General features: G+C 70.8%; 22 protein-coding genes and 1 pseudogene. 11 read left to right on the forward strand and 12 right to left on the reverse strand.

Going from position 1 to position 23,685, the window contains the following annotated elements:
* Positions 1-30: 30 nt before the first annotated feature.
* A complete protein-coding gene (locus tag ACH4E8_RS04060; RefSeq protein WP_398444091.1) occupies positions 31-291 on the reverse strand; it encodes an SCO4848 family membrane protein in 261 nt (86 codons plus the stop codon).
* Here ACH4E8_RS04060 and ACH4E8_RS04065 point away from each other — a divergent pair.
* Positions 230-1,726 carry a D-alanyl-D-alanine carboxypeptidase gene (locus ACH4E8_RS04065; RefSeq protein WP_398444093.1) on the forward strand — a complete coding sequence of 499 codons (1,497 nt, stop codon included), beginning with the start codon at positions 230-232 and terminating at the stop codon, positions 1,724-1,726. The two genes, ACH4E8_RS04060 and ACH4E8_RS04065, sit on opposite strands and share 62 nt — an antisense overlap.
* Here the strand turns inward: ACH4E8_RS04065 and ACH4E8_RS04070 are convergent.
* The 3 genes from ACH4E8_RS04070 to ACH4E8_RS04080 are packed head-to-tail and all read right to left on the reverse strand — an operon-like array spanning position 1,622 to position 4,358.
* A complete protein-coding gene (locus tag ACH4E8_RS04070; protein ID WP_398444095.1) occupies positions 1,622-2,725 on the reverse strand; it encodes a YihY/virulence factor BrkB family protein in 1,104 nt (367 codons plus the stop codon). The genes ACH4E8_RS04065 and ACH4E8_RS04070 overlap by 105 nt on opposite strands.
* Before the next feature lie 47 nt (positions 2,726-2,772).
* Positions 2,773-3,738 carry a decaprenyl-phosphate phosphoribosyltransferase gene (locus tag ACH4E8_RS04075; protein WP_398444097.1) on the reverse strand — a complete coding sequence of 322 codons (966 nt, stop codon included), beginning with the start codon at positions 3,736-3,738 and terminating at the stop codon, positions 2,773-2,775.
* On the reverse strand, positions 3,735-4,358 hold the full coding sequence (locus ACH4E8_RS04080) for a phosphatase PAP2 family protein (protein ID WP_398444099.1): 624 nt from the start codon (positions 4,356-4,358) through the stop codon (positions 3,735-3,737). Before ACH4E8_RS04080 ends, ACH4E8_RS04075 begins: the two co-directional genes overlap by 4 nt.
* A 184-nt stretch (positions 4,359-4,542) precedes the next feature.
* Between ACH4E8_RS04080 and ACH4E8_RS04085 the strand changes: the two genes are divergently transcribed.
* Together ACH4E8_RS04085 and ACH4E8_RS04090 are read left to right on the forward strand one after the other, a co-directional pair.
* Positions 4,543-5,928 carry an FAD-binding protein gene (locus ACH4E8_RS04085; protein WP_398444101.1) on the forward strand — a complete coding sequence of 462 codons (1,386 nt, stop codon included), beginning with the start codon at positions 4,543-4,545 and terminating at the stop codon, positions 5,926-5,928.
* 32 nt (positions 5,929-5,960) lie between these two features.
* Entirely contained in the window at positions 5,961-6,734 is a 774-nt protein-coding gene (locus tag ACH4E8_RS04090) for a decaprenylphospho-beta-D-erythro-pentofuranosid-2-ulose 2-reductase (RefSeq protein WP_398444103.1), read from the forward strand.
* A 10-nt stretch (positions 6,735-6,744) separates the two neighbouring features.
* Here ACH4E8_RS04090 and ACH4E8_RS04095 read toward each other — a convergent pair whose 3' ends face one another.
* The 3 genes from ACH4E8_RS04095 to glyA form a co-directional block, all read right to left on the reverse strand.
* A complete protein-coding gene (locus ACH4E8_RS04095) occupies positions 6,745-7,347 on the reverse strand; it encodes a 2'-5' RNA ligase family protein (protein ID WP_398444105.1) in 603 nt (200 codons plus the stop codon).
* A gap of 302 nt (positions 7,348-7,649) precedes the next feature.
* On the reverse strand, positions 7,650-8,663 hold the full coding sequence (trpS, locus tag ACH4E8_RS04100; RefSeq protein ID WP_398444107.1) for a tryptophan--tRNA ligase: 1,014 nt from the start codon (positions 8,661-8,663) through the stop codon (positions 7,650-7,652).
* Positions 8,664-8,930: 267 nt separating this feature from the next.
* Positions 8,931-10,199 (reverse strand): serine hydroxymethyltransferase, encoded by a 1,269-nt coding sequence (gene glyA, locus ACH4E8_RS04105; RefSeq protein ID WP_398444109.1) that lies wholly within the window; start codon positions 10,197-10,199, stop codon positions 8,931-8,933.
* Between the two features lie 231 nt (positions 10,200-10,430).
* Here glyA and rocD point away from each other — a divergent pair, with 231 nt between their 5' ends.
* From rocD to ACH4E8_RS04120, 3 genes are all read left to right on the forward strand, one after another.
* Positions 10,431-11,636 carry an ornithine--oxo-acid transaminase gene (gene rocD, locus ACH4E8_RS04110; protein WP_398444112.1) on the forward strand — a complete coding sequence of 402 codons (1,206 nt, stop codon included), beginning with the start codon at positions 10,431-10,433 and terminating at the stop codon, positions 11,634-11,636.
* Positions 11,637-12,128: 492 nt separating this feature from the next.
* Positions 12,129-13,109 carry a helix-turn-helix domain-containing protein gene (locus ACH4E8_RS04115; protein ID WP_398444114.1) on the forward strand — a complete coding sequence of 327 codons (981 nt, stop codon included), beginning with the start codon at positions 12,129-12,131 and terminating at the stop codon, positions 13,107-13,109.
* A gap of 99 nt (positions 13,110-13,208) precedes the next feature.
* Positions 13,209-14,054, forward strand: a complete 846-nt coding sequence (locus ACH4E8_RS04120; RefSeq protein WP_398444116.1) for an endonuclease/exonuclease/phosphatase family protein — start codon at positions 13,209-13,211, stop codon at positions 14,052-14,054.
* Positions 14,055-14,218: 164 nt separating this feature from the next.
* Here the strand turns inward: ACH4E8_RS04120 and ACH4E8_RS04125 are convergent, their stop codons facing one another.
* The gene (locus ACH4E8_RS04125; protein ID WP_398444117.1) at positions 14,219-16,564 is read right to left on the reverse strand and encodes a chitinase C-terminal domain-containing protein; all 2,346 of its coding nucleotides are present in this window, start codon (positions 16,562-16,564) and stop codon (positions 14,219-14,221) included.
* 373 nt (positions 16,565-16,937) lie between these two features.
* Complete coding sequence (locus tag ACH4E8_RS04130; RefSeq protein ID WP_398444118.1) at positions 16,938-17,420, reverse strand: DUF5753 domain-containing protein; 483 nt, start codon at positions 17,418-17,420, stop codon at positions 16,938-16,940.
* Between ACH4E8_RS04130 and ACH4E8_RS04135 the strand changes: the two genes are divergently transcribed.
* The 4 genes from ACH4E8_RS04135 to ACH4E8_RS04150 all read left to right on the forward strand — a co-directional run bounded on the left by ACH4E8_RS04135 (position 17,355) and on the right by ACH4E8_RS04150 (position 20,726).
* Positions 17,355-18,005 carry a DUF6879 family protein gene (locus ACH4E8_RS04135; protein ID WP_398444119.1) on the forward strand — a complete coding sequence of 217 codons (651 nt, stop codon included), beginning with the start codon at positions 17,355-17,357 and terminating at the stop codon, positions 18,003-18,005. The genes ACH4E8_RS04130 and ACH4E8_RS04135 overlap by 66 nt on opposite strands.
* The gene (locus ACH4E8_RS04140) at positions 18,002-18,844 is read left to right on the forward strand and encodes a helix-turn-helix domain-containing protein (protein WP_398444120.1); all 843 of its coding nucleotides are present in this window, start codon (positions 18,002-18,004) and stop codon (positions 18,842-18,844) included. Before ACH4E8_RS04135 ends, ACH4E8_RS04140 begins: the two co-directional genes overlap by 4 nt.
* A gap of 271 nt (positions 18,845-19,115) precedes the next feature.
* Positions 19,116-19,532 carry a hypothetical protein gene (locus ACH4E8_RS04145; RefSeq protein WP_398444121.1) on the forward strand — a complete coding sequence of 139 codons (417 nt, stop codon included), beginning with the start codon at positions 19,116-19,118 and terminating at the stop codon, positions 19,530-19,532.
* A gap of 135 nt (positions 19,533-19,667) precedes the next feature.
* Entirely contained in the window at positions 19,668-20,726 is a 1,059-nt protein-coding gene (locus ACH4E8_RS04150) for a trypsin-like serine peptidase (protein ID WP_398444122.1), read from the forward strand.
* Between the two features lie 79 nt (positions 20,727-20,805).
* Here ACH4E8_RS04150 and ACH4E8_RS04155 read toward each other — a convergent pair whose 3' ends face one another.
* Complete coding sequence (locus ACH4E8_RS04155) at positions 20,806-21,006, reverse strand: DUF397 domain-containing protein (protein ID WP_398444123.1); 201 nt, start codon at positions 21,004-21,006, stop codon at positions 20,806-20,808.
* A gap of 37 nt (positions 21,007-21,043) precedes the next feature.
* A pseudogene (locus ACH4E8_RS04160) lies at positions 21,044-21,826 on the reverse strand (DUF5753 domain-containing protein); the annotation flags it as partial.
* Between the two features lie 549 nt (positions 21,827-22,375).
* Between ACH4E8_RS04160 and ACH4E8_RS04165 the strand changes: the two are divergent.
* Entirely contained in the window at positions 22,376-22,639 is a 264-nt protein-coding gene (locus ACH4E8_RS04165) for a hypothetical protein (RefSeq protein WP_398444124.1), read from the forward strand.
* Between the two features lie 22 nt (positions 22,640-22,661).
* Here the strand turns inward: ACH4E8_RS04165 and ACH4E8_RS04170 are convergent, their stop codons facing one another.
* Complete coding sequence (locus ACH4E8_RS04170) at positions 22,662-23,651, reverse strand: malate dehydrogenase (protein WP_398444125.1); 990 nt, start codon at positions 23,649-23,651, stop codon at positions 22,662-22,664.
* Between the last annotated feature and the right edge of the window lie 34 nt (positions 23,652-23,685).

Consider the following 23,685-nt stretch of genomic DNA (forward strand, 5'->3'; position numbering starts at 1 on the left):
CGCCGGGCCCCATCAGTTCTGGCGGCGTCCTCAACCGCCCGTCTGACCATGCGTTTCGCGCCGCAGGGCGCGCAGTCCGCGGAACCCTACGACCCCTACCGCCGTCCCCAGGAGAAAGGACGTGACGGCGAGCAGCAGGTGGACCCAGAAGTACCCGGTGGGGTCGCCGGCGTCGTCGAACGCGAGCCCGCTCCCGTCGGCCCAGAGGTTTTTGACGAAAGTGACCCAGATGAACCAGCTCCACACCCCGAAGGCGAGCAGGAACCAGGAGACGGGGCGGCTGAGCTTCATGTTTCCAGTATCCCGACGGCCGACGGGTTCCGGCCTCCGGGGTCGGGACCGCGGTCGGGACCTGCGGGACGGCGGTCGGGACCGCGCTCAGGGCCGGGGCCGGGCCCGGGTCCGCCACTCGGGTGGGCTGTATCGGCGGCTTTCCGGGCGAGTCAGCTACCCGATAACCATATGGACCGGTGGGACGGGTACTTTCTCGTCCGTGCCCGCTCTGAAGAAGACCGTGCTGACGGTCGCCGCCGCCTCGCTGCTGCCCCTGCTCGCCGTGGCCCCCGCGTCCGCGACCGCCCACGGCGGCAAGCCGGCGGGCGCTCCCCAGGACCGTTCGACGGCGGTGCGCAAGCAGCCGCTCCCCCCGGCGGCGATGTCGACCGTCGGCGGCAAGCTCCTGGGCCGGCCGGGCACCCAGGTCCAGCCGCGCGCGGGTGCGCCCGCGCTGCCGACGGAGCTGAGCGGGCGGTCGTGGATCGTGGCGGACGCGGAGAGTGGGGACGTGCTGGCCTCGCACAACGCCCACTGGCGGCTGCCGCCCGCGTCCACCCTGAAGATGCTCTTCGCGGACACGGTGCTGCCCAAGCTCCCCAAGACGGACATCCACACCGTCACGTACGAGGACCTGGAGGGCGTCGGCCCCGGCAGCAGCTCCGTCGGCGTCAAGGAGGGCTTGAACTACTCGGTGCACGACCTGTGGCTCGGCGTCTTCCTGCGCTCGGGCAACGACGCCGTGCACGTGCTGTCGGCGATGAACGGCGGGATCGACAAGACCGTCCAGGAGATGCAGGCGCACGCCGAGGAGCTCCAGGCCCTGGACACCCAGGTGGTCTCGCCGGACGGCTACGACGCCAGCGGCCAGGTCTCGTCGGCGTACGACCTCACGCTGATCGCCCGCAACGGGCTCCAGAAGAAGGACTTCCGGGAGTACGCGGCCACGGTGGACGCGGAGTTCCCGGGCAAGTTCTCCGGTGACAAGCGGGACTCGTTCGAGATCGCGAACACCAACCGGCTGCTGACCGGCGAGAGCGGGGTGACGCCGTACCAGGGCGCCGCGGGCGTGAAGAATGGTTACACCTCGCAGGCCGGCTACACCTTCACCGGGGTCGCCGAGCGAGGCGGCAAGGTCCTCCTCGTCACCGTGATGAACCCGGACTCCACCGAGAGCCAGGCCGTCTACCGGGAGACGGCGCGGCTGTTCGACTGGGGCTTCGCGGCGGCCGGGAAGGTCACCCCGGTCGGCGAGCTGGTGCCGCCGCGGTCGACGACTCCGGTCGGCGCCGGCCCCGACAAGCACTCCTCGCAGACGAAGCGGGCGAAGGCCGCGGCGGCCGACGAGTCATCGGGCGTCGGGACGGCGCTCGCGATCGCCGGCGGCGTCCTGGTGGTCCTCGCGGGTGCGGTGTTCGTCGTCAACCGGCGCTGGCCGCGCCGGCGCGCCTGACGTCGTGGAGCCGGGCCGCCCCGCGGCGGCCGGCTCCGTTTCCCCCTGTCCCGTCCCTCCCGTCCCTTCCCCACCGTCCGGCGACGCGTCCTCGTCGCCGGACGGCTCGCCCCCGGGCTCCTCGGACTCCACTGGCTCCTCGGACTCCCCCGGCTCCTTCGTCGCCGTCCAGGCCGCGCAGAACAGCAGCAGCTTCGCCGTGAAGTTGATCCACAGCAGCAGGGCCACGGGCACGCCGAACGCGCCGTACACGCTGCGCCCCGCGACCTCCCGGATGTAGCCGCCGATCAGCAGCTTCAGGAGTTCGAAGCCGACCGCGCCGATCAACCCGGCCACCACCAGCCGGCGGCGCGGCGGGTGCACCCCCGGCAGCAGGGTCAGCAGGTAGAGCAGCATCAGGAAGTTGGCGACGACGGCGATCGCGATCGCCGCGACCCGCAGCAGCACGGCGCCCGCCCCGCTCCGTTCGAGGCCGAACAGGTCCGCGGCCCACCCGACCGCGCTGGAGCCCAGCGTGGACGCGGCGAGCGAGGCGATCGCGGCGCCGCCGAGGCCCAGGAGGACGACGGCGTCCTCCCCCTTCCGTACGAACGGATTGCCCCGGTCCACGTCGTCGATCCGCCACACCGCCCGCAGGCAGTCCCTCATGGCACCGATCCAGCCGATGCCGGTGAGCAGCAGCAGGGCGCCGGCGACGAGGCCGACCGTGCCGGCGTTGGCGACCAGGGCGGCGACGTCGAGCTGGTCGGAGATCCCGGGCACCTGGTCGCTGATCCGGTCCTCCAGCCGGGTCAACTGGTCCTGGCTCAGCAGCCCGGCGCCGATCGCGACGGCCACCGTGATCAGCGGGAACATCGCGAGGAAGCTGATGAACGTGATCGCCGCGGCGAGCCGGGTCCAGTGCACCCGCTCCAGGGTCTCGTACGAGTGCCAGGCGTGGGTGCGCATCGCGCGGGCCACCCAGGGCCCGACTACGGGCAGCTTGCTCAACCAGTCCATGCGGTGCGCGTACCCCCCTTTGCGGAGTCAGTGATCCTTCTCCCGGGTCACAGATCGGCCACCGCCAACGCGTACATCGCGGCCCAGACCAACCCGATCACGGCGAGCGCGCGATCGCGCAGGACGACGTCCTCGGGTGCTCCGGCCGCGCCCCGGTCGGCGAAGACCGCGTACCGCAGCACGGCGAGGATGAACGCGATCACCGAGAGCTGGCGCCACGGCAGCAGCGCGGAGTCCGCGACGCCGCCGCTCTCCAGGGCCCACAGGCAGTAGCCGAGGACGGCGACGCCGGCGGCGAGTTGCCACACGAAGCGCAGATAGCCGGTCGTGTACTCGTTCAGCAGCGCGCGGGTGGCGCCGCGGCCGGCCTCTGCGCCGGCCATCTGCACCGCCTCCGAGTAGCGCTTGGCCGCGACCATGAAGAGCGCGCCGAAGCCGGTGGTGATCAGGAACCAGCGCGACAGCGGAATGCCGAGGGCGACCCCGCCGACCATGGCGCGCATCAGGAATCCGGTGGTCACCACGGCCATGTCGACGACGAGGACGTGCTTCAACCAGATGCAGTACGCGAGTTGCACGGACAGGTACGCGGTGAGCAGCGCGCCCGTCATCGCGTTGCAGAGCGCGGCGGCCCCGATCACGGCGGTGGCGGCGAGGGCCGTGCCGGCGGCGTACGCGAGGGGCACGGGCACGTCGCCGGCGGCCACGGGCCGGCGGCACTTGACCGGGTGGGCCCGGTCGGCGTCGGCGTCGCGGGCGTCGTTGATCAGGTAGACGGCGCTGGCGGCGGTGGTGAAGAGGGCGAAGACGACGACCAGGCGCAGCACGGTGGAGACGGAATCGAGCTCGCCGGCGGCGGCGGGGGCGGCGATGACGAGCGTGTTCTTGACCCATTGCCGGGGTCGGGCGGTACGGAGGAGGGCGAGGGGGAGGTGCCGTGCCCCGCCCGGCGCGGGCTGCGCTGCGCGCGGCTTGGGCGGGTTGAGGAGGGTGGTCCGCTGCGGGTCGGTCACTGCGGCCTCCCGGGGGTGGCCGGGACGCGGCTTGGGGCGGCGGTCGTGACTGCTCGCCGCTGACCCGCCGCTCGCGGCTCGGCTGCGGGCCGTGCACGGCTCGTCGCGCAGCTCCCCGCCCCCTCGGTCCCTCCCGCCAGGCGGGCCGCCACCGCGCCCAGGAGCGCGCCCGCCGCCACGTCCGTGGGGTAGTGGACGCCCGCGACGAGGCGGGAGACGCAGATCGCGGCGGCCAGGGCGGGCAGCGGGGCGCGGGGCAGCAGGGGGGCGAAGGCGATCGTCGCCGCCGCCGACGACGTGGCGTGGGAGCTGGGGAAGGAGTGCGCGCCCGCGGTGTGGACCAGGGGCGCCGCTGCCGACGGGCGGGGGCGGCGGACCACGCGTTTGACCGCCATGCTCGCCAGGTGTGCGCCCGCGACGACCGCCGTCGCGCGGAGCCAGGCCGTCCGCCGTGCGGGGTCCGTCGCCGCGCCGGCCAGGCCCGTCGCGAGCCAGAGCGCCGCGTGCTCCCCCGCGAGGGAGAGCGCGCGGGCCGCCGCGCCCACCGCGGGCTGCTCCCCGCAGTCGCGCAGCGCGGCCAGCAGCGCGCGGTCCGGCCCGCCCCGTCTCGTCCCTGTCATCGGCCGCCCCTTCTCGCCGGTTCCTGAGCCACCGGATCCCACCGGTTCCTGAGCCACCGGGACTCTGCTGGGCCATTGGCGGACAATCACGTCACTCTCAGATGACACTCCGTTAATCACCCATTCCGGCGAGTCCGTGAGGCACTGCAAAAATGTGGGCATAAGCGGCGATACCGTCACGAGTATGGCTGCCGACATCCGTACCACCCCCACCACCGACGTCGACGACCCGTTCGTGTCCGTCACCGGATGGGGCCGTACCGCCCCCACCACGGGGTACCTGTGGCGCCCCCGCACCCCCGAACAGGCCGCCGCCGCAGTGCGGGCGTGGGGCGCGCGCGGGGGCATCGCGCGGGGGCTCGGCCGGGCGTACGGGGACGCCGCGCAGAACGCCGGCGGCTGCGTGCTCGACATGACCGGGCTCGACCGGATCCACTCCGTCGACGCCGCGTCGGGCACGGTCGTCTGCGACGCGGGCGTCAGCCTGCACCGGCTGATGGAAGTCCTGCTGCCGCTCGGCTGGTTCGTGCCGGTGACCCCCGGCACCCGGCACGTCACCGTCGGGGGCGCGGTCGGTGCCGACATCCACGGCAAGAACCACCACGTCAGCGGGGCCTTCACCCGGCACGTCAGCGCGCTCGACCTGCTCACCGCCGACGGCACGGTCCAGACCGTGGGCCCCGGCCACGAGTTGTTCGACGCGACGGCCGGCGGCATGGGCCTCACCGGCGTGGTGCTGGCCGCGGCACTGCGGCTGCAACGCGTGGAGACGGCGTACATGCTCGTCGACACCGAACGCGCCGTCGACCTCGACGACGCGATGGCCCGGCTCAGCGCCACGGACCACCGCTACCGCTACTCCGTCGCCTGGATCGACCTGCTCGCGCGCGGACGCGCCACCGGCCGTTCGGTGCTCACCCGCGGCGACCACGCCCCGCTCTCCGCGCTGCCCCCGCGGCTGGCCCGGGAGCCCCTCGCGTTCCGCCCCGGGCGGCTGCCGGCCGCCCCCGACGCCGCGCCGCGCGGGCTGCTGAACCGTACGACCGTCGGCCTGTTCAACGAGTTCTGGTACCGCAAGGCGCCCCGCTCGCGCACCGGTCAGGTGCAGCGGCTGACGTCGTTCTTCCATCCGCTGGACGGGGTCCCGCACTGGAACCGGATCTACGGCCGCGACGGCTTCGTGCAGTACCAGTTCGTCGTCGCGCACGGCCAGGAGGAGGCGCTGCGCCGGGTCGTGCGGCGGATCGCGCGCCGCGGCTGTCCCACCTTCCTCGCGGTGCTCAAGCGCTTCGGCCCCGGTGACGCGGGCTGGCTGTCGTTCCCGATGCCGGGCTGGACGCTGGCGCTGGACGTCCCGGCCGGGCTGTCCGGCCTCGGGGCCCTGCTGGACGAGTTGGACGAGGAGGTCGCGGGCGCCGGCGGCCGGGTGTACCTCGCCAAGGACTCCCGACTGCGGCCCGAACTGCTGGACCAGATGTATCCGCGGCTGCCCGACTTCCGAGCGCTGCGGGCCCGCGTCGACCCGCGCGGGGTCTTCACCTCCGACCTCTCTCGCCGCCTCGGCCTGTGAATCTCCGCCCACCCCTTCAAGGAGCGCCGTTCATGAAGGACGCCTTCGGCATCCCGCAGTCCCTGCTCGTCCTCGGCGGCACGTCGGAGATCGGACTCGCCGTCGCCCGCCGGCTGATCGCCCGTCGCACCCGCACCGTCTGGCTCGCCGGCCGCCCCTCCCCCGACCTGGACGCCGCGGCGGAGGAACTGCGCGGGCTCAGCGGTGGTGGCGGTGGCGGTGTTGACGTACACGTCGTCGCCTTCGACGCGTTGGACCCGGCCGGACACGAGGAGGCGCTGGGGAAGGTGTTCGCGGAGGGCGACGTCGACCTGGTGCTGCTCGCCTTCGGCGTCCTCGGCGACCAGGCGAACGACGAGGGCGACCCCGCCGCGGCCGTGCGCGTCGCGCAGACCAACTACACCGGAGCCGTCTCCGCCGGCCTGGTGTGCGCCGGCGCCCTCCAGCACCAGGGGCACGGCTCCCTGGTGGTGCTCTCCTCCGTCGCGGGCGAGCGGGCCCGCCGCACCAACTTCATCTACGGGTCGAGCAAGGCGGGTCTCGACGCCTTCGCCCAGGGCCTGGGCGACGCGCTGCACGGCACGGGCGTGCACGTGATGGTCGTGCGCCCGGGGTTCGTCCGCACCAAGATGACGGCCGGACTGCCCGAAGCGCCGCTGGCCACCACCCCCGAGGCCGTCGCCCTCGCGGTCGAGCAGGGGCTGCGGCGCAGGGCGGAGACGGTGTGGGTGCCGGGACCCCTGCGGCACGTGATGTCGGTGTTGCGACACGTGCCGCGTCCGCTGTTCCGCCGGCTGCCGCTGTAGGCAGGTGGAGCTACGGGGTTGAGGGCGCGGGCTCGACGGGCTCGGCCCGCTCCTCAACGGGGGAGCCCTGGGCCGGCACGGAGCCGACGGCGCCCCCGAAGGCGTACTCCCGCAGCTCGCGCCAGACCCCGTCCTCGCCCTGCTCGTAGAGCGAGAACGAACCGCAACTCCAGGACGCGGCGAAGTCCGCCAGCTCCTCGTACGCCTCGTCCATCGCCTCGTCGGAGATCGCGTGGGCGACCGTGACGTGCGGGTGGTACGAGAACTGGAGCTCGCGCACCAGCGGACCCGACTCGTCCCGCACCCGCTTCTGGAGCCAGGAGCAGGCCGCGGCGCCCTCGACGACCTGGACGAAGACGACCGGCGAAATCGGACGGAACGTTCCGGTGCCGGCGAGGCGCATCGGGAACGCCCGCCCGGCCGCCGCCACCGCCGCCAGGTGCGCCTCGATGGCGGGCAGCAGCGCCCGGTCCACCGCGGTGGGCGGCAGCAGGGTGACATGGGTGGGAATGCAGTGCGCGACGGGGTCTCCGAAGCCCGCACGCCGCTCCTGGAGCAGGCTGCCGTACGGCTCCGGGACCGCGATCGAAACGCCGAGCGTTACGGTCCCCACGTCGTTCTCCCGTCATCGCGGTGTGTGTGGCTGTCCAGCCGCCAGTGTGGCTGCTGCGCCGTGGATGTGACCAGAGACGCAGGACACACCCTTCATGGGCCGGATGGCCCCTGTTGTTTGCCCCGCCCCTGCTCAGACCGGGGGCGGGCACCGGCACTCGGGTGGTGCGGCGCCCGCCGCGGTCTGACTCCGTTCGGGCAGGACGTTCGAGCCTGGCGTTCGGGCCGCCCGGCACTTCGCGGCACCCGCCAGCCCCGTCAACCCCGTCAGTGCGGCCGGTGCCGTCGGTGCCGTCGGTGCCGTCAGTGCTTCGCGGGCAGGAAGCCCATCCGGTCGTACGCCGCGGCCAGCGTCTCCGCGGCCACCGCGCGCGCCTTCTCGGCCCCCTTGGCGAGGATCGAGTCCAGCGTCTCCGGGTCGTCCAGGTACGCCTGCGTGCGGTCCCGGAACGGCGTGACGAAGTCCACCACGACCTCGGCGAGGTCCGTCTTCAGGGCGCCGTACATCCGGCCCTCGTACTCCCGCTCCAAGTCGGCGACCGACTTGCCGGTGAGGGTGGCGTAGATCGTCAGGAGATTGCTGATGCCGGCCTTCTCGACGGGGTCGAAGCGGATGACCGTGTCCGTGTCCGTGACCGCGCTCTTGATCTTCTTCGCGGTGGCCTTCGGCTCGTCGAGGAGGTTCACGAGCCCCTTCGGCGTGGACGCGGACTTGCTCATCTTGATCGTCGGGTCCTGGAGGTCGTAGATCTTGGCGACCTCCTTGACGATGTGGGGCGCGGGGACGGTGAACGTGTCGCCGTACCTGCTGTTGAAGCGCTCGGCGAGGTCCCGGGTCAGCTCGATGTGCTGGCGCTGGTCCTCGCCGACGGGGACGGAGTCCGCCTGGTAGAGGAGGATGTCCGCGACCTGGAGGATCGGGTACGTGAACAGACCGACGGTGGTCCGGTCGGCGCCCTGCTTGGCGGACTTGTCCTTGAACTGGGTCATCCGCGACGCCTCGCCGAAGCCGGTGAGGCAGTTCATCACCCACCCGAGCTGCGCGTGCTCGGGGACGTGGCTCTGCACGAAGAGCGTGCAGCGCTCCGGGTCGAGCCCGGCGGCGAGCAGCTGCGCGACGGCGAGCCGGGTGTTGGCCCGCAGCTCCGCGGGGTCCTGCGGGATCGTGATCGCGTGCAGGTCGACGACCATGTAGAAGGCGTCGTGGGTCTCTTGCAGCGCCACGTACTGGCGGATCGCTCCGAGGTAGTTCCCGAGGTGGAACGAGCCTGCGGTGGGCTGGATCCCGGAGAGGGCGCGGGGTCGGACGGAAGCCATGTCTTTCATTCTCTCAGGTGCGGAACCGATCTCCGGCCGCCGGTGCGTGAAAGGCGTGACCGCGACGGAGGGGGACGGGCCGCCGTCGGGATCGGCGACCGGCCCGCCTCCTGGGCCCCGCACTCCGGCGAGGGGGAGGACCCCGGCGCCGCCCAAGGCCGCGCCCGCGCCGCGCTCCCTGTAAGAGCGGGCGACGACGAGCAGCGCCCAGGGGCACCGGGGTCCGAAGGAGTCGGGCGTCAGAAGTCGGGGGCGGCGGGAGTGGGGCTACCCCGGGAGGCCGGGTGCCGGGTGGGCGGACATCAGGGCCGCGACCTCGTCGCGGATGCGCGACAGCGACGCCTCGTCGCCCGAGCGCCCCGCGGCGACGCCCCGGTCGATCCACTCCGCCACCTGCGCCATGTGCTCCACGCCCAGGCCGCGCGAGGTCAGCGACGGAGTTCCGATGCGCACGCCGGAGGGGTCGAAGGGCTTGCGCGGGTCGTACGGGACCGTGTTGTAGTTCACCACGATGCCCGCGCGGTCCAGCGCCTTCGCCGCGACCTTGCCGGGGACGTCCTTGCTGGTCAGGTCGATCAGGATCAGGTGGTTGTCGGTGCCGCCCGACACCAGGTCGAAGCCGCGTTCCAGCAGTGCGTCCGCCAGGGCGCGGGCGTTCGCGACGACCGCGTGGGCGTAGTCGCGGAAGGAGGGCTGCGCCGCCTCGTGGAGGGCGACCGCGATCCCCGCGGTGGTCTGGTTGTGCGGCCCGCCCTGCAAGCCGGGGAAGACCGCCTTGTCGATCGGCTTCGCGTACTCCTCGCGGGACATCAGCATCGCGCCGCGCGGGCCGCGCAGGGTCTTGTGCGTGGTCGTGGAGATCACGTCGGCGTGCGGCACCGGCGAGGGGTGCGCGCCGCCGGCGATCAGGCCCGCGATGTGCGCGACGTCCGCGACGAGCACCGCGCCCGCCTCCCGCGCGATCTCCGCGAACGCGGCGAAGTCGATGGTCCGCGGCAGGGCCGTGCCGCCGCAGAAGATGAGCTTCGGCCGCTCCTTGAGCGCGAGGTCGCGCACCTCGTCGAAGTCGATGAGGCCGGTGTCGTGGCGCACGCCGTACTGGACGCCGCGGAACCACTTGCCGGTGGCCGAGACGCCCCAGCCGTGGGTGAGGTGGCCGCCCATCGGCAGCGCCATGCCCATCACCGTGTCGCCGGGCTCGGCGAAGGCGAGGTACACGGCGAGGTTCGCCGGCGAGCCGGAGTAGGGCTGGACGTTGGCGTGCTCGACGCCGAAGAGGGCCTTCGCGCGGGCCACGGCCAGCCGCTCGACCTGGTCGATGACCTGCTGGCCCTCGTAGTAGCGGCGGCCCGCGTAGCCCTCGCTGTACTTGTTCTGCAGGACCGTGCCGGACGCCTCCAGCACGGCCCGGGACACGTAGTTCTCGCTGGGGATCATCCGCAGCGTGCCGGCCTGGAGCAGTTCCTCCTCGCCGACGAGCGCGGCGAGTTCGGGGTCCACGGCGGTCAGTGCGGGGTGGGGCAGGGGAAGAGTCATGGCGTCCTCCGGGCTCACGAGTGGTCCGGGGTACCCAGGCGGGCGGCACCTCGTGGCTCCTGCGCGCCCGGCTCCATCGGGGTGACCTCCCCGTACGCCAGTCGCCGCGCGCGTCTTCACCCTAGTACGCGCGTCGGGTACGAAGGTTTCTTCGTCCACCATGCGAGCGACGATAGAAACAGGGGCGGCGATCCCGTCCCGGACGTCAGGCACCAGCGAAACGGAGATCCCGTGACTGCATCGGAGAGCGCCATCGCCGCCGCCGAGGCGCACAGCGCGCACAACTACCACCCGCTGCCGGTCGTCGTCGCCACCGCCGAGGGCGCGTGGATGACCGACGTCGAAGGGCGCCGCTACCTCGACATGCTCGCCGGCTACTCGGCGCTCAACTTCGGCCACGGCAACCGCCGTCTCCTGGACGCGGCGCGGGCGCAACTGGAGCGGGTGACGCTCACCTCCCGCGCCTTCCACCACGACCGGTTCGCGGACTTCTGCACCCGGCTGGCCGAGCTGTGCGGCATGGAGGTGGTGCTGCCGATGAACACCGGCGCGGAGGCGGTGGAGACCGCCGTGAAGACCGCGCGCAAGTGGGGTTACCGGGTGAAGGGCGTCCCGGACAACATGGCGAAGATCGTCGTCGCGGCGAACAACTTCCACGGCCGCACCACCACCGTGATCAGCTTCTCCACGGACCCGGAGGCGCGGGCGGACTTCGGCCCGTACACCCCCGGGTTCGAGATCGTGCCGTACGGCGACCTCACCGCGATGGAGGCGGCGCTCACGGAGAACACGGTCGCCGTGCTGCTGGAGCCGATCCAGGGCGAGGCGGGCGTGCTGGTGCCGCCGCCGGGGTACCTCCCGGGCGTGCGGCGGCTCACCCGCGAGCGGAACGTGCTCTTCGTCGCGGACGAGATCCAGTCGGGCCTCGGGCGTACGGGGAAGACGTTCGCCTGCGAGCACGAGGGCGTCGTCCCCGACGTGTACGTGCTGGGCAAGGCGCTCGGCGGCGGCGTGGTGCCGGTGTCCGCGGTGGTCTCGTCGCACGAGGTCCTCGGGGTGTACCGACCGGGCGAGCACGGGTCCACGTTCGGCGGCAATCCGCTGGCGTGCGCGGTGGCCCTGGAGGTGATCGCGATGCTGCGCACCGGCGAGTACCAGCAGCGCGCCACGGAGCTGGGCGAGCACCTCCACCGCGAGCTGGGCCTCTTGGCCGGCGGCGACGCGGTGGAGGCGGTGCGCGGGCGCGGTCTGTGGGCGGGCGTCGACGTCGCGCCCGCGTACGGCACCGGCCGCGAGATCTCCGAGAAGCTGATGGCCCGGGGCGTCCTGGTCAAGGACACCCACGGCTCGACGATCCGCATCGCCCCGCCGCTGGTGATCAGCAAGGAGGACCTGGACTGGGGCCTGGACCAGCTCCGCGCGGTCCTGTCGGCTTAGGCCCTTTGGACATCTAGCTCCCCGTACGACTTCCTCGGCCCCACCCGGGGTCGGGGAAGCGCAGCGGTCCCGGGGTCGGGTTCGGCCCCGGGACGTGTCCGGCGGTCACCCCGCCCGTACCGATTCCAGTGCCGGCTCCCGTACCGACTGCGGTTCCCACGGGCGATCCGGCTCCGGCTCCTGCGTTTCGAATGCGTCCATCCGTCGTTCCCCCTTCGTACCGACGCGTGTTCGATTGGTCCAAACCTAGGGGCGTTCCGCCGGGTCGACTTGTCGTAGTACGCACGATTGCCCGTCACTTCGTGCAGTCCTGCCCGACGGGCCCCACGCGGTGATTCCTCGCACTCCCGTCCCACCCGGTTACGATCGACGAGCTCGACGCACGTCTCGACACGGGTCGGGCCCCGGGGCCACGCACCCGGTCCGGGGGGGGGCAAAAGGGTTCGAAGCGCAGGGGGGTTCCGGATGTGGTCGCGGATCTCCACGGACAGCATGCCCGTCGCAGACCGGGGCGACAGGTGGCACGACGTCATCGCCAGCACCGTCGCCCCCACCCGCCTCGCGATCGAGGACGCCGCGACCTTCCGAGCCCGGGCCGACACCCTGCACATGGGCGGGCTGACGGCCTCCTGGTTCTCCCACACCACGCTCCGGTCGTGGCGCACGCCCGCACTGATCCGGCGCAGCGACCCCGGCCACTACTGCCTCGCGCTGATGCAGAAGGGCTCGATGTGGGTGACTCAGCGGCGCAACGAAGCCGAGTTCGGGGCTGGTGAGGCGGTCCTCTTCGACTCGTCCCACCCGCTGGTCGCCGGCACGGGGCTACGGCACCGCGGCGCGGAGGTGCTCATTCTGAGCCTCCCCCGGCAGACCCTGGTACTGCCGCAGAACGGGTTGGACAGGCTGATCGCCACCCCGCTGGACGCCCGCCGGGGCATGGGCGCGGTCCTGACCCGTTTCGTCGCTTCCCTCGCCGAGGAGGCCGACGCCTGCACCGGCCCCGAGTTGCAGCGGCTGGGCGGGATGGCGGTCGAGTTGGCCACCGCGTACCTGGCCCAGCGCATCGGCGCCTTCGAGGCGCTGCCGGCCCGTTCCCGGGCGGGGGTGCTGCGGGAGCGCATCGACGCGTTCATCGACGGCAGCCTCGGGGACGCGGACCTCTCGCCCCGGACGGTCGCCGAGCACCACGGGATCTCCCTGCGTTCCCTGTACGCGCTGTTCGAGCCGCGCGGCGAGGGCGTCGCCGCCTCGATCCGGCGCCGCCGGCTGGAGTTGTGCCGCGCCGACCTGGCGCGCCCGGCGCTGCGGCACCGGCCCATCCACGCCATCGCGGCGCACCGCGGCTTCGGCAACGCGGAGGTCTTCAGCCGGGCGTTCAAGGCCGCGTACGGGATCGGGCCGCGCGCCTTTCGACAGCAGGCGCAGCGGGCCGCGGGGGCGGGGCTGCTTCCGGCGTACGACGTCCCGCCGTGACCACGACCCCATAACCTCGTGTGCGAAGACATCAGTGGTCGGCATCAGTCGCCGGCCTGAGTCGTCGGCATCAGTCGTCGTCGTGGTGAGGAGGAGAGGGTGTTCGGAAGGGGCACGTGGTTGCTCGCGGGTGCCGCGATCGTGGCCTGCATGGTGCTCGTCGGCCCCGGTGAGCCGAGCGGTGCCCGCTCCGCCGAACCGCTGCCCGCCGAAGCCGTTCGGGACGTGGTGCCGAACCGGGTCGTGACGTGGAACATCTGCAATCCGTGCGACGAGGGCAACATCGGCCGGGCCGCGGACATCGCAGCGCTCGCGCCGCAGGTCATCGGCATGCAGGAGGCGTGCGTACGGGACGTCGAGCGGATCCGGGAGTACCTGAAGCGCCGGCACGGGCTGGAGTACCACGTCGCGTACGGGTCGGTGCTGCGCAACCGGGGCCGCTGCGGCGGCACCCCGTGGAACCAGGGCGCCTTCGGCCAGGCGATCCTCTCCGCGGCGCCGATGACGGACCGGGTGAGCGTGGAGTACCCGGACGGCGGCTCCGAGGACCGCGGGTACATGGCGGTCACCACCGCGGTGGACGGCCAGCCCGTGCGGGTCTTCAACACGCACCTGGCCCAGCGGCGCCAGGAGTCGGTCCGCGCGGGCCAGGTGCGCGTGCTGGCCGCGGAGGTCGCCCGGCACGAACGCGCGGTCGTGCTCGGCGACTTCAACGCCGTGCCGGGGTCCGCCGAGCTGAAGGCGATGTGGAAGCTGGCGGCGGACGCCGACCCGGGGTGCCGCCCTTCGTCCAGCGGCAACTGCAAGCCGACCACCGACTGGCGGCTCAAGTTCGACTACGTCTTCCTGCGCGGCGGCTCGCCGACCGGGCAGGGCGTGCAGCTCACCCCGAACTCGGACCACGACCTGGTGCACGCGGACGTGTCCCTGAAGGCCGCTCCGTAGCCCCGTGGCACCCGCAGTCCGGGCCCTTGCTCCCCGGCACGGAAGAACCCGGCGGCGCAGGGTCAGGGACTGCGCCGCCGGGCTGTCAGGGAAAACCGTGCTCTTCGGTTATCCGGTGCCACCCGGTGTTCGCGGGTGGCACCCGGTGTGTCCGTCGACCGGGCTCAGCAGGGACCCTGGTCCTGCCAGACGCCCCACTCGCCGGTGGTCCCGGGCTCCTCGCCCTTCGTCCACCACTTCGACTTCCACGCCTTGCCCTTGTGGGAGACGGTCGCGCCGGCGCCGTACTCGCTGGTCGCGCTCCACGGGGCCGCGGTGCACGTACCACCGTTGGCGCCGCCGTTCGCACCGCCATTGGCTCCACCATTGGCGCCGCCGTTCGCGCCGCCATTGGCCCCACCGTTGGCACCGCCGTTGGTCGAGCCGTCGCCCGGCTCGACGACCTTGGTGCCGCGCGCCAGGTCGGCGGCGATGGCGTACGTCTTGCCGCCGAAGGTGACGGTCCAGTTGGACGGCGTCGAGGTCGGCAGGTAGTAGACGAAGTCAAGCTCGACGGAGGCGCCCGGCGCCACCGACTGCCAGGCCGGGAGCTTCAGCGAGACCCGGTGGAAGTCGCCCTTCAGACCGCCCACGTTGTTGCCGGTGTGGTCGCTCTTGATGATCTGGGTGCCGAAGCCCGACTGGTCCTTGGCGTTGGCGGGGGCGGAGGTCCCGTAGTCGAACTGGAACTCCGTGCCGCCCGGCAGGGTCGCCTTGGTGTTGTTGGTGATCTTCAGCTTGGGGCTGATCGGGTAGTTCGAGTCACCCAGCGGGAACTGTCCGAACTCGACGTCGACGTTGATCGCGTCGGTCGGCAGGGCGGTGTTGGACTTCTTCGCCCCGTACGGGGCCGCCGTCTTGTACTTGTTGTACATCAGCGAAACCATCGAGGAACCGGGCTCGTACTGGCCCTTGGCGGCGTTGTAGTCGTAGTCGCCGGCCAGCTCCCAGATCATGGTGCCGCCGAGGCCCTTGTTGACCACGTAGTCGACCTTGGCGCCCATGGACTGCTCGTCCTCGGTGGAGATGAAGACCTTCTTCTCCGCGTTCCACAGCCACGGCGCGGCCATCGTGGCGTCGTACTTGCGCACGTACTTGCCGGTGAGCTTGGTGTCCGCGGGCAGGCCGAACTTGGTCAGGTAGTCGGGGACGACGCCCTTCTCCAGGTTCTTCGCGTGCCACATCGGGTTGAAGCCCGCCGGGGACTCCTTGCCGTTGGTGTCCTTGTCGTGCCAGACGTTGTCGATGCCGACGGCGCCGTCACCGCACTTGGTCAGGCCGGAGCCGGGCGGGCAGGTCGTCGCGGACGCCTTGCCCCACAGTCCGTCGGTGCCGCCCTGGACGTTCTTCCAGCCGCGGGTGTACGTCGGCACGCCGATGTTGATGCGGCCGGCCGGCATCGAGGCGCGGAAGTAGTGGTACGCCCAGTCGGTGTTCAGGTAGCCGATGCCGCCGTACTGCGCGGTCGTGTAGACGCCCGCACCCGCCAGCTCGGAGTCCTTGCCGTCGTCGAACAGCGCGGCGTTCGGGCCGACGTGCTCGTTCCAGGTGCCGTGCAGGTCGTACGACATGATGTTGAGGTAGTCCAGGTACTTCGTGGTCTGGAACGTCTCCATGCCGCGCAGCAGGTACCCGGAGGACGGCGCGGCGACGGTCAGCAGGTAGTGCTTGCCGTCGGTGGCGCTGGCCCGGTCGAGCTTCTCGCGCAGGGTCTTCATCAGCACGTTGTAGCTCTTGTTGAGCCCGGCGCGGCGCGCGTTGGCCTCCGGCCAGTCGGCCGGGTTGCCCGCGTCCTTCATCGACGTCGGGTACTCGTAGTCGATGTCGACGCCGTTGAAGCCGTACTTGCGGATGAACTCGACGGCGGAGTCGGCGAAGGTGTTGATGCCGGCCGCGTTGACGGAGCCGTCGGCGTTCGTCGTCGTCTTGTAGAAGCCGCCGCTGTCCGTCCAACCCCCGACCGAGATCAGGGTCTTGACGTTCGGGTGGGCCTTCTTGAACTTCGTCATCAGGTTGAAGTGGCCCTTGTACGGCAGCGCCGGGTCCATCTCGGCGCCGGCGACTCCCGGCCAGGTCATCCCGGTGTTCGCGTTGTCCGGCCCGTCGGCACCGATGGTGATCTTGTTGGCCGAGTCGATGCCCGCGAAGGCGTAGTTGATGTGGGTGATCTTGTCCCACGGGATGTTGTTGGCGAGGTAGGCCGGGCGGCCGTCCTTGCCGGTGCGCCAGTTGGCGAAGTAGCCGATGATGCGGCGCTGGTGGTCCGCGCCCATCTTCTCGCGGCCTTCGGTGTCGTACACCGAGCAGTACGGCACGTCGACGCCGGGCGTCGTGTAGAGCCCTTCGGGGCGACACTGCTCCTGCGAGGCGGCCTGGGACACGCCTGACGAGAGCGTCGTCGCCAGCAGCGCACCGACGGCGGCGGCGCCAGCGGCGAACAGCGTCGCCCTCGTTCGTCTGGGGGACAGCACTTTCGGATCCTCCTGGTGGGGGGCCCGCGCCCGCCAGGGACGCAGGGTGTTCTAGCCACGCACAAGTTCTATGGGGGGTGGGCGCGTTGACCCCTGGGTAGTGAGGTCCCGGGGGTCGGATCCGCAGAGGTGAACGAGACATTAAAAGGACTAGACCAACCAGTCAATAGGTCTGGACCTTTCAGGCGCGATTCCCATGTGGCCGATACAAGTGCTTTCCACACCGGCCCCGTTCCTCCCGCCCTGCCTCGCGAACACCTCGAACCGGGACGCTACTCGCGCAGGGCGGGCGCTTGGGGGGTTGTGAGAGCACTCTCATGAGCGGGGATGCGGAGTGCGGCGCGCGGCGGCAGGCGGGGGCGGGGCGCACCCCTCAGCCCAGAGCCGCCAGTTCCGCCTCGATCAACTCTCGAGCACCGGTGCCGTAGCGCGTCGACTTCTGTAGCAGCATGAACACCCGTTCATACAGGGCGACTTCAGACGGTTCGGTGATGCTGGCGCTCGCCGAGTACGGCTCGATCTCCACCCGCGCCCCGTCGAAAATGGTGAACGAGTTCGACGGATAGGCGGCCATGGGCGCCCGCGCCGGAATGACCCCGAGCGTCAGCCCCGGAGTGTCCATGGCCTCCAGAATCCGCCGTAGCTGCGCGCGCATGACGTCGACGCCGCCCATGTTCGTGCGCAGTGCCTGCTCGCTGAGCAGTACGTGATACTCACGGCCCTCCCGCCCCAGGTACTGCGCACGAGCCGTCCGTGCGGCGACGCCCGCTTCGACGTCGTCCGGAATCTGGTGGACCTCGACCACGAGGCGCAGCACGGACCGGGCGTAGTCGGGCGTCTGGAGCATGCCCCACACGAGGTTGTCGCAGTAGTGGCGATAGTCGTGCGCCTGCCGAACCAGTTCCAGGAAGGCTTGACGCCCTTCGCCGAGGCATCCCACCTCTTCGAGGAGTTCGAGCACACCGCTTGGAGGCTGGAAACCCAACAGGGCTACGCATCCGACCGCCGGAGCGAGAAGTGGCAGCGGTGGCTGAACGGCGAGGACATCGCCCGCGAACCCGAGAATCGTTGGCACCTCAACGTCCGGGCCCAGACCGCACTCGGCAAGCGCTTCGAGCGCGTCCGCATCGTCGACGACCCGCCGACGGACGGGCAGCGATACCTGTTGGACACCGCGCCGAACAATGTGGCGGCCGGGGAGGACATGCGAAACCTCGCACGCGCGGAGGCGATACGGCTGGGGCTGCCGGAGTTCGACTTCTGGCTGTTCGACTCGCGCGTGATGATGAAGTTCCACTTCGACGCCGAGGGCACAACCCTCGGTGTCGAGGTCATCGAAGACGCCTCTGACGTACTCGCAGCGTGTCAAGCGAGAGATGCCTCCTGGCACTACGCGATCCGCACCCGCGAGTACCGCGAACGGGTACGTTCCACCGTGTGAGCACTGATTTCCAGCGAGCCAGGTCCGCCCTCGGTGCCCGACTTCGCGAGCTGCGCATCGAGGCCGGGCACGACGGCAAACGGATCGCCGAGTGCCTGGGCTGGCAGCGCTCCAAGGTCAGCCGGTTGGAGAACGGGAAGCAGACGCCGTCGCCAGTCGACTTACGGGCTTGGGCGGCGGCCGTCGGGCGGTCGGACCTGGCGGACGACCTGGTGCACCAGGTCGCCAGTCTCGAAACCCGCTACCGATCGTGGCGGCGCCAGCTCGCGGGAGGACATCGCGCCCGCCAGGAACTGGGCATCCAGGTCACCAACGGCACTGACTTCACGCGATCACTGGAGGTCGCGCGCGTACCGGGCTTGCTCCAGACGGCCGACTACGCCAGGAACGTCTTCACCGTCAACGCGGAGTTCCGCGGCACGATCAAGGACACGGAAGAGGCCGTTCGCGCCCGGCTGCGCAGGCAACAGGCACTGTACGAACCTGGCAAGAGGTTCCACTTCCTCGTGTGGGAAGGCGCCTTGCACGTCCTCACCTGCACGAAGCCAGTCATGGCCGCACAACTCGACCGGCTGACCAGCCTGATCGGCCTCGACACCATGTCCCTCGGGATCCTTCCACTCGGCGCCGAACTGCGGCGTGCGCCAACCCACGGCTTCTGCATCTACGACCGTCGCCTCGTGATCGTCGAGACGACGGGCACCGAACTCTGGCTCGACGACGAAGAGAGCATCCGCACCTACGAGCGGGCGTGGGAGTGGTTCGCTGACTGCGCCGTCTACGGAAGCCAGGCGCATCGGCTGATCATTCGGGCCCGAGGTTGCCTCCAAGGCTCCTGAGCAACTGAGCGCATCAAGCGGCGTCTACAAACAATCCCGAGCAATCGCACGGAATTCATCTCATTCACCTCCATAACTTCGGAGTGAGCGCGGAGAAGTGCTCCGCGCCGCGAAGTGTGTTGGAGGACGCATGCGCGATCACTCGGCGAACATCCGGACCGCGGTTGTCGACCCGGAGGACGACGACGGCAAGGGCGGCAACGAAAGCGGCGGCTGCGGGGACGGCAGCGGCTGCGGTCGTCGCTGACCCGCACGGCTCAAGGACAGCGCCTTGCAACGACACCACCACGGCTACACCTGGCTCGGCAGCGGCTTCGACCTCCACCAGGACGGCCCGCGCCGAGCCGTGCACCCCGCCTTCGTCACGAACCCCCTACCACCCCTGGAGGTGGCCCACTGGCTCCTGAAACCCGCCTCGCTCGTGCGCGGCACATTCGCCGAGCCCCACGAGGCCGCGGAGTGGTTCGCCGCCCAAGTGCGCCCTCACATCGCTTCGTTCGCCACGCAGCCGGACGCTCACCCCGTCGATGACCGGATCCCGGCGATCGCCGAGCAGGTCGCGGACGGCGCGGATACCGTCGGCGGCTGGTGGCTGACCGGACAGCGCTTCCTGTCCGTGAGCCTGGTCGCCTGCTCGCCCCACCGTCTCCGACCGACCTACCCCTGCCCGGTCGCCGACACGAGCTGAGCCCCCGCTCTTCCGGAACAACACGACGGAAAGATCCCCCTGACCGGATCCTCACATCGTCGCGCCAGGCTGCTGCGAGCCGGAAGGGCCTGAAGAGGCCGAAGAGCCGGATGATGCGCCAGAGGAAGAGGATCCATGTCCGTACACGCCGACCGTCGTCCCTCCCCCGCCCGACGCGGCGGGGCCCTCGCCGCCGTGGCCGCCGTCGCCTTGCTCGCCGCGCCCGCCGCCGTGGCAGCTCCGGTGGCCACGAGCAGCGGAGCGGAATCCGCGTCGGCCGTCGTGCACCCCGTCGCCCCGACCGCCGCCGACGAGAAGGCGGTACGGGACTACTGGACGCCCGCGCGGATGGCGGCCGTCCTCTCCGACCCGCCGTCGAACCGACCGCCCGCCGGCGGGCCGGACGGAGCCGCCTGGAAGGGATCCGCCGCGCTCTCCAAGTCCGTGGGGCGGCTGTTCTACACCGACCGCGACGGCGAGGACTCCAGCTGCACGGCCACCTTGGTGACCGCCGCCAACCGGAGCACCGTCGTGACCGCCGGGCACTGCACCCTCGGGCACAACCTCCTCGGTGACGACGCCCGGTGGAACACGAACCAGCTCTTCGTCCCCGGCTACCGCGACGCCAAGGCCCCGTACGGCACCTTCGCGGTGCGGCTCGCTTCGGTGCACCCCGAGTGGGTCAAGAGCGGCGAGAACTCCCCGTACGACCAGGCGTTCCTGTCGCTCGGACGCAACGCGGCCGGTGAGCGCGCCGCCGACGCCGCCGGGTCCACCCAGCGGCTCGGGTACGACCGGCCGGGGAACCTGCCGGTCCAACAGTTCGGCTACCCGCGTGCCTCCGCGTACAAGGAGGCGAACCAGGGGCGGCCGGAGTTCACGGGCAAGCGGCTGGCGCACTGCTGGGGCACGGCCAGGGAGACCCTGGGTTGGGGCGATGTGCCGAAGCCCGAGGACCGGTGGGGTGTCCGGTGCGACATGGGCGGCGGCTCCAGCGGCGGGCCCCGGATCGCCGACTTCAACAACTCGACGGGGAAGGGCGCCGTCGTCGGCGTCAACAGCGGCAGCTGGCACATGACCGAGGCCGGCCTGTTCTGTGAGGCGCCTGCGGCGGGCTGTCACCGGTACCTCGTCGGGCCGCGGTTCACCAAGCAGGTCACGCAACCCCTGTTCGCCGCGGTGCAGAACTCGTAGGACGCGCGGCCGGCGCAGCCGAGAGCCCCGCCGCTCCCGAGCACAACGGGTTCGGCGGGGCTCGCAGTTCGGTGGACGACTACGCGTCCGTGCGCCTGGCGTACTCGACCAAGTCGGCGAAGGCCGTGTGCGTCAGGAGCAGGACCGGGCTGTCCTCAAGCTTGCTGTCCCGGACCGGGACGACGGGGAGCCCGTCCACGATTTCGACGCAGTCCCCACCCGCCGCGTTGCTGTAGCTGGACTTGCGCCAAGCGCTTTCGTTGAGCAGAAGTTGGGACACGCGCACTGCTGTCCTCCATCAAAGATCGAATCATGTCGAGCGACATGTGGGATGGTAGGGCTTCCGCCCTGAGCCGATCGTACAAAACGACGTACTTCTTGACATCCGCCGGCTCTTCGACCAACCACCCGAAGTCAAACCCTTCCCGGTAGGCGAGTTCGGCGCCACTCGGCATCTCCAGAACTGCCAACGATCCGCCCATCGCGGCGTGCGCACCGCTGCTGTACGGCATCACCTGAATGGTGATGTTCGGACGCTCAGCCGCGCACAGCAACGCCGATAGTTGCTCTTGCATGACCAAAGGTCCACCGACCGGCCTGTGCAACACCGCCTCGTCCAGCACGACCTAGAAGTCCGGAGCGTCCGGGGCGTACAAACGTTCCTGCCTGTCAAGTCGGGCCGCCACTCGCTCCTCAAGCTGCTCTTCCGACTCCACTGACGCATGGACGCGCAGTGTTTCGCGGGCGTATTCGGGTGTCTGAAGGAGTCCGTGCACGTGGTGGGCGGTGTAGACCTTGATGCCGACAGCTCGCGCTTGAGCGCGCATATACGCTCGCGACCAGTTCGGATACGCCTCCGCGTGGACATACGGCCACAGCTCCTCAAAGAGCCGGTCCGTGTCGAAGATGCGGTCGAACGCCCGTGACAACTGCAGCGTCGGCTTCGCGCCCGTCGCCCGCTCGATCTGCGCGACGCGCGAATGCTCCACCGGGATCATCGCGCCCAACTCCCGCTGGGTCCAACCGCGCCCCTGCCGCAGTCGTCGTAACCGACCGCCGTACAGCTCCGCCATCGACGGGGTGTCCATGTCCTTGGCCATAGCTTCGCCCTCCGTGGATCCAGGGTGTTTACGACCTCGGTCGTCAACACCGACCTCCTGGCGAGGTTATGCACGGAAGTCCAGCCTTGTGAGGCAGAACGAACCATTCCGCCCCGGACGATTTACGAGGAGAGGCGCGGCTATCAGGCATGCCAGAAAACAGCACAACCCCCGCCTGCGCGTTCGAATTGACCGCACTGAATGCGCGAGTGAGAACCGGCGACGTGGTCTTCGACGCCGCCACGCAAAAGGTCGGTCGGGTCATGGACCAGATGTGCTGGCTCGTCCAACTCAGACCGCTGAACGGCGGGCGGGAATGGGACGCGTCACCAGACGACCTCACGCCCGTCCCTCGCGCGTCGGCACCCGTCGTCGGAGCGCGGTGAGATGAGCCCCGTACCCCCCACACTCCCCGCGCCCCTCCCGCCACCCCGCCGCATCTGCGCCGCCACTGCGACGCTCCCGCTCCAACTGGTCGTCCTCACCCAGGACCTGTGGCCCGATCCGCCGGCTCACCCGATCCAGATCGTGACCCGGCTCAGGTGTGCTGTGGAATCGCATGAAAGCGGGCCGCATTTCGACCTCGTACGCGAATTGGACGACAGCGACGGCTGCGAGGTCTGGGCGCAGTGGAAAACCGGAAGGGAACCCTCCACCCTTGCGCTGCTCCGTGACTGCCCGGCGAACAACGGCGCTCCCGGTGGCGCCAATGAAGCATGCGTGCTCTTCGCCGGACATCCCGGCGGGCACAGCTACGAATTCACGGACCCCGAGTACGACGCCATTCGCGATGGCGGTACCCGGGGTCCGTGAAAAGAAATCCGCTACGGCTGGATCAGATGAGGCCGAGCGCGCGGACCGCCTCGCGCTCCTCCGCCAGCTCCTGCACCGACGCGTCGATGCGGGCGCGCGAGAACTCGTTGATGTCCAGGCCCTGGACGATCTCGTACTTGCCGTCCTTGGTCGTGACGGGGAAGGAGGAGATCAGGCCCTCCGGCACGCCGTACGAGCCGTCGGACGGGATGCCCATGGAGGTCCAGTCGCCGTCGGCGGTGCCGTTCACCCAGGTGTGGACGTGGTCGATCGCCGCGTTCGCCGCCGACGCCGCCGAGGAGGCGCCGCGGGCCTCGATGATCGCCGCGCCGCGCTTGGCGACGGTCGGGATGAAGGTGTCCGCCAGCCACGCCTGGTCGTCGATGACCTCCGCCGCGTTCTTGCCGGCGATCTCCGCGTGGAAGACGTCGGGGTACTGCGTGGCGGAGTGGTTGCCCCAGATCGTCAGGCGCTTGATGTCGGAGACGGCCGCACCCGTCTTCGCCGCGAGCTGGGAGATCGCGCGGTTGTGGTCGAGGCGGGTCATCGCCGTGAAGCGGTCGGCCGGTACGTCCGGCGCCGCGGCCTGGGCGATCAGCGCGTTGGTGTTCGCCGGGTTGCCGACGACGAGGACCTTGATGTCGTCCGCGGCGTGGTCGTTGATCGCCTTGCCCTGGGGCTTGAAGATGCCGCCGTTGGCCTCCAGCAGGTCACCGCGCTCCATGCCCTTGGTGCGCGGGCGGGCGCCGACGAGCAGGGCGACGTTCGTGCCGTCGAAGGCGACGTTCGGGTCGTCGGTGATGTCGATGCCGCGCAGCAGCGGGAACGCGCAGTCGTCCAGCTCCATGGCGGTGCCCTGGGCGGCGCCGAGGGCGGGGGTGATCTCAAGAAGGCGCAGCTTGACCGGCACGTCGGGGCCGAGCAGGTGGCCGGAGGCGATGCGGAACAGCAGCGCGTAACCGATCTGGCCGGCCGCGCCGGTCACGGTGACGTTCACGGGGGTGCGGGTCATGGCGATCTCCGTAAGACAGCTGGCGGGTGGGGGT

This window comes from Streptomyces sp. NPDC017979 (assembly GCF_044328175.1).
In the GTDB taxonomy this organism is placed as follows: domain Bacteria; phylum Actinomycetota; class Actinomycetes; order Streptomycetales; family Streptomycetaceae; genus Streptomyces.

Bases quoted from the DNA above. Each gene is read 5' to 3' on its own strand.
- ACH4E8_RS04065 (WP_398444093.1), top strand. From the start codon at position 230: ATGAACCAGCTCCACACCCCGAAGGCGAGCAGGAACCAGGAGACGGGG.
- ACH4E8_RS04060 (WP_398444091.1), bottom strand. From the start codon at position 291: ATGAAGCTCAGCCGCCCCGTCTCCTGGTTCCTGCTCGCCTTCGGGGTG.
- ACH4E8_RS04070 (WP_398444095.1), bottom strand. From the start codon at position 2,725: ATGGACTGGTTGAGCAAGCTGCCCGTAGTCGGGCCCTGGGTGGCCCGC.
- ACH4E8_RS04080 (WP_398444099.1), bottom strand. From the start codon at position 4,358: ATGACAGGGACGAGACGGGGCGGGCCGGACCGCGCGCTGCTGGCCGCG.
- ACH4E8_RS04085 (WP_398444101.1), top strand. From the start codon at position 4,543: ATGGCTGCCGACATCCGTACCACCCCCACCACCGACGTCGACGACCCG.
- ACH4E8_RS04090 (WP_398444103.1), top strand. From the start codon at position 5,961: ATGAAGGACGCCTTCGGCATCCCGCAGTCCCTGCTCGTCCTCGGCGGC.
- trpS (WP_398444107.1), bottom strand. From the start codon at position 8,663: ATGGCTTCCGTCCGACCCCGCGCCCTCTCCGGGATCCAGCCCACCGCA.
- glyA (WP_398444109.1), bottom strand. From the start codon at position 10,199: ATGACTCTTCCCCTGCCCCACCCCGCACTGACCGCCGTGGACCCCGAA.
- ACH4E8_RS04115 (WP_398444114.1), top strand. From the start codon at position 12,129: ATGCCCGTCGCAGACCGGGGCGACAGGTGGCACGACGTCATCGCCAGC.
- ACH4E8_RS04150 (WP_398444122.1), top strand. From the start codon at position 19,668: ATGTCCGTACACGCCGACCGTCGTCCCTCCCCCGCCCGACGCGGCGGG.
- ACH4E8_RS04170 (WP_398444125.1), bottom strand. From the start codon at position 23,651: ATGACCCGCACCCCCGTGAACGTCACCGTGACCGGCGCGGCCGGCCAG.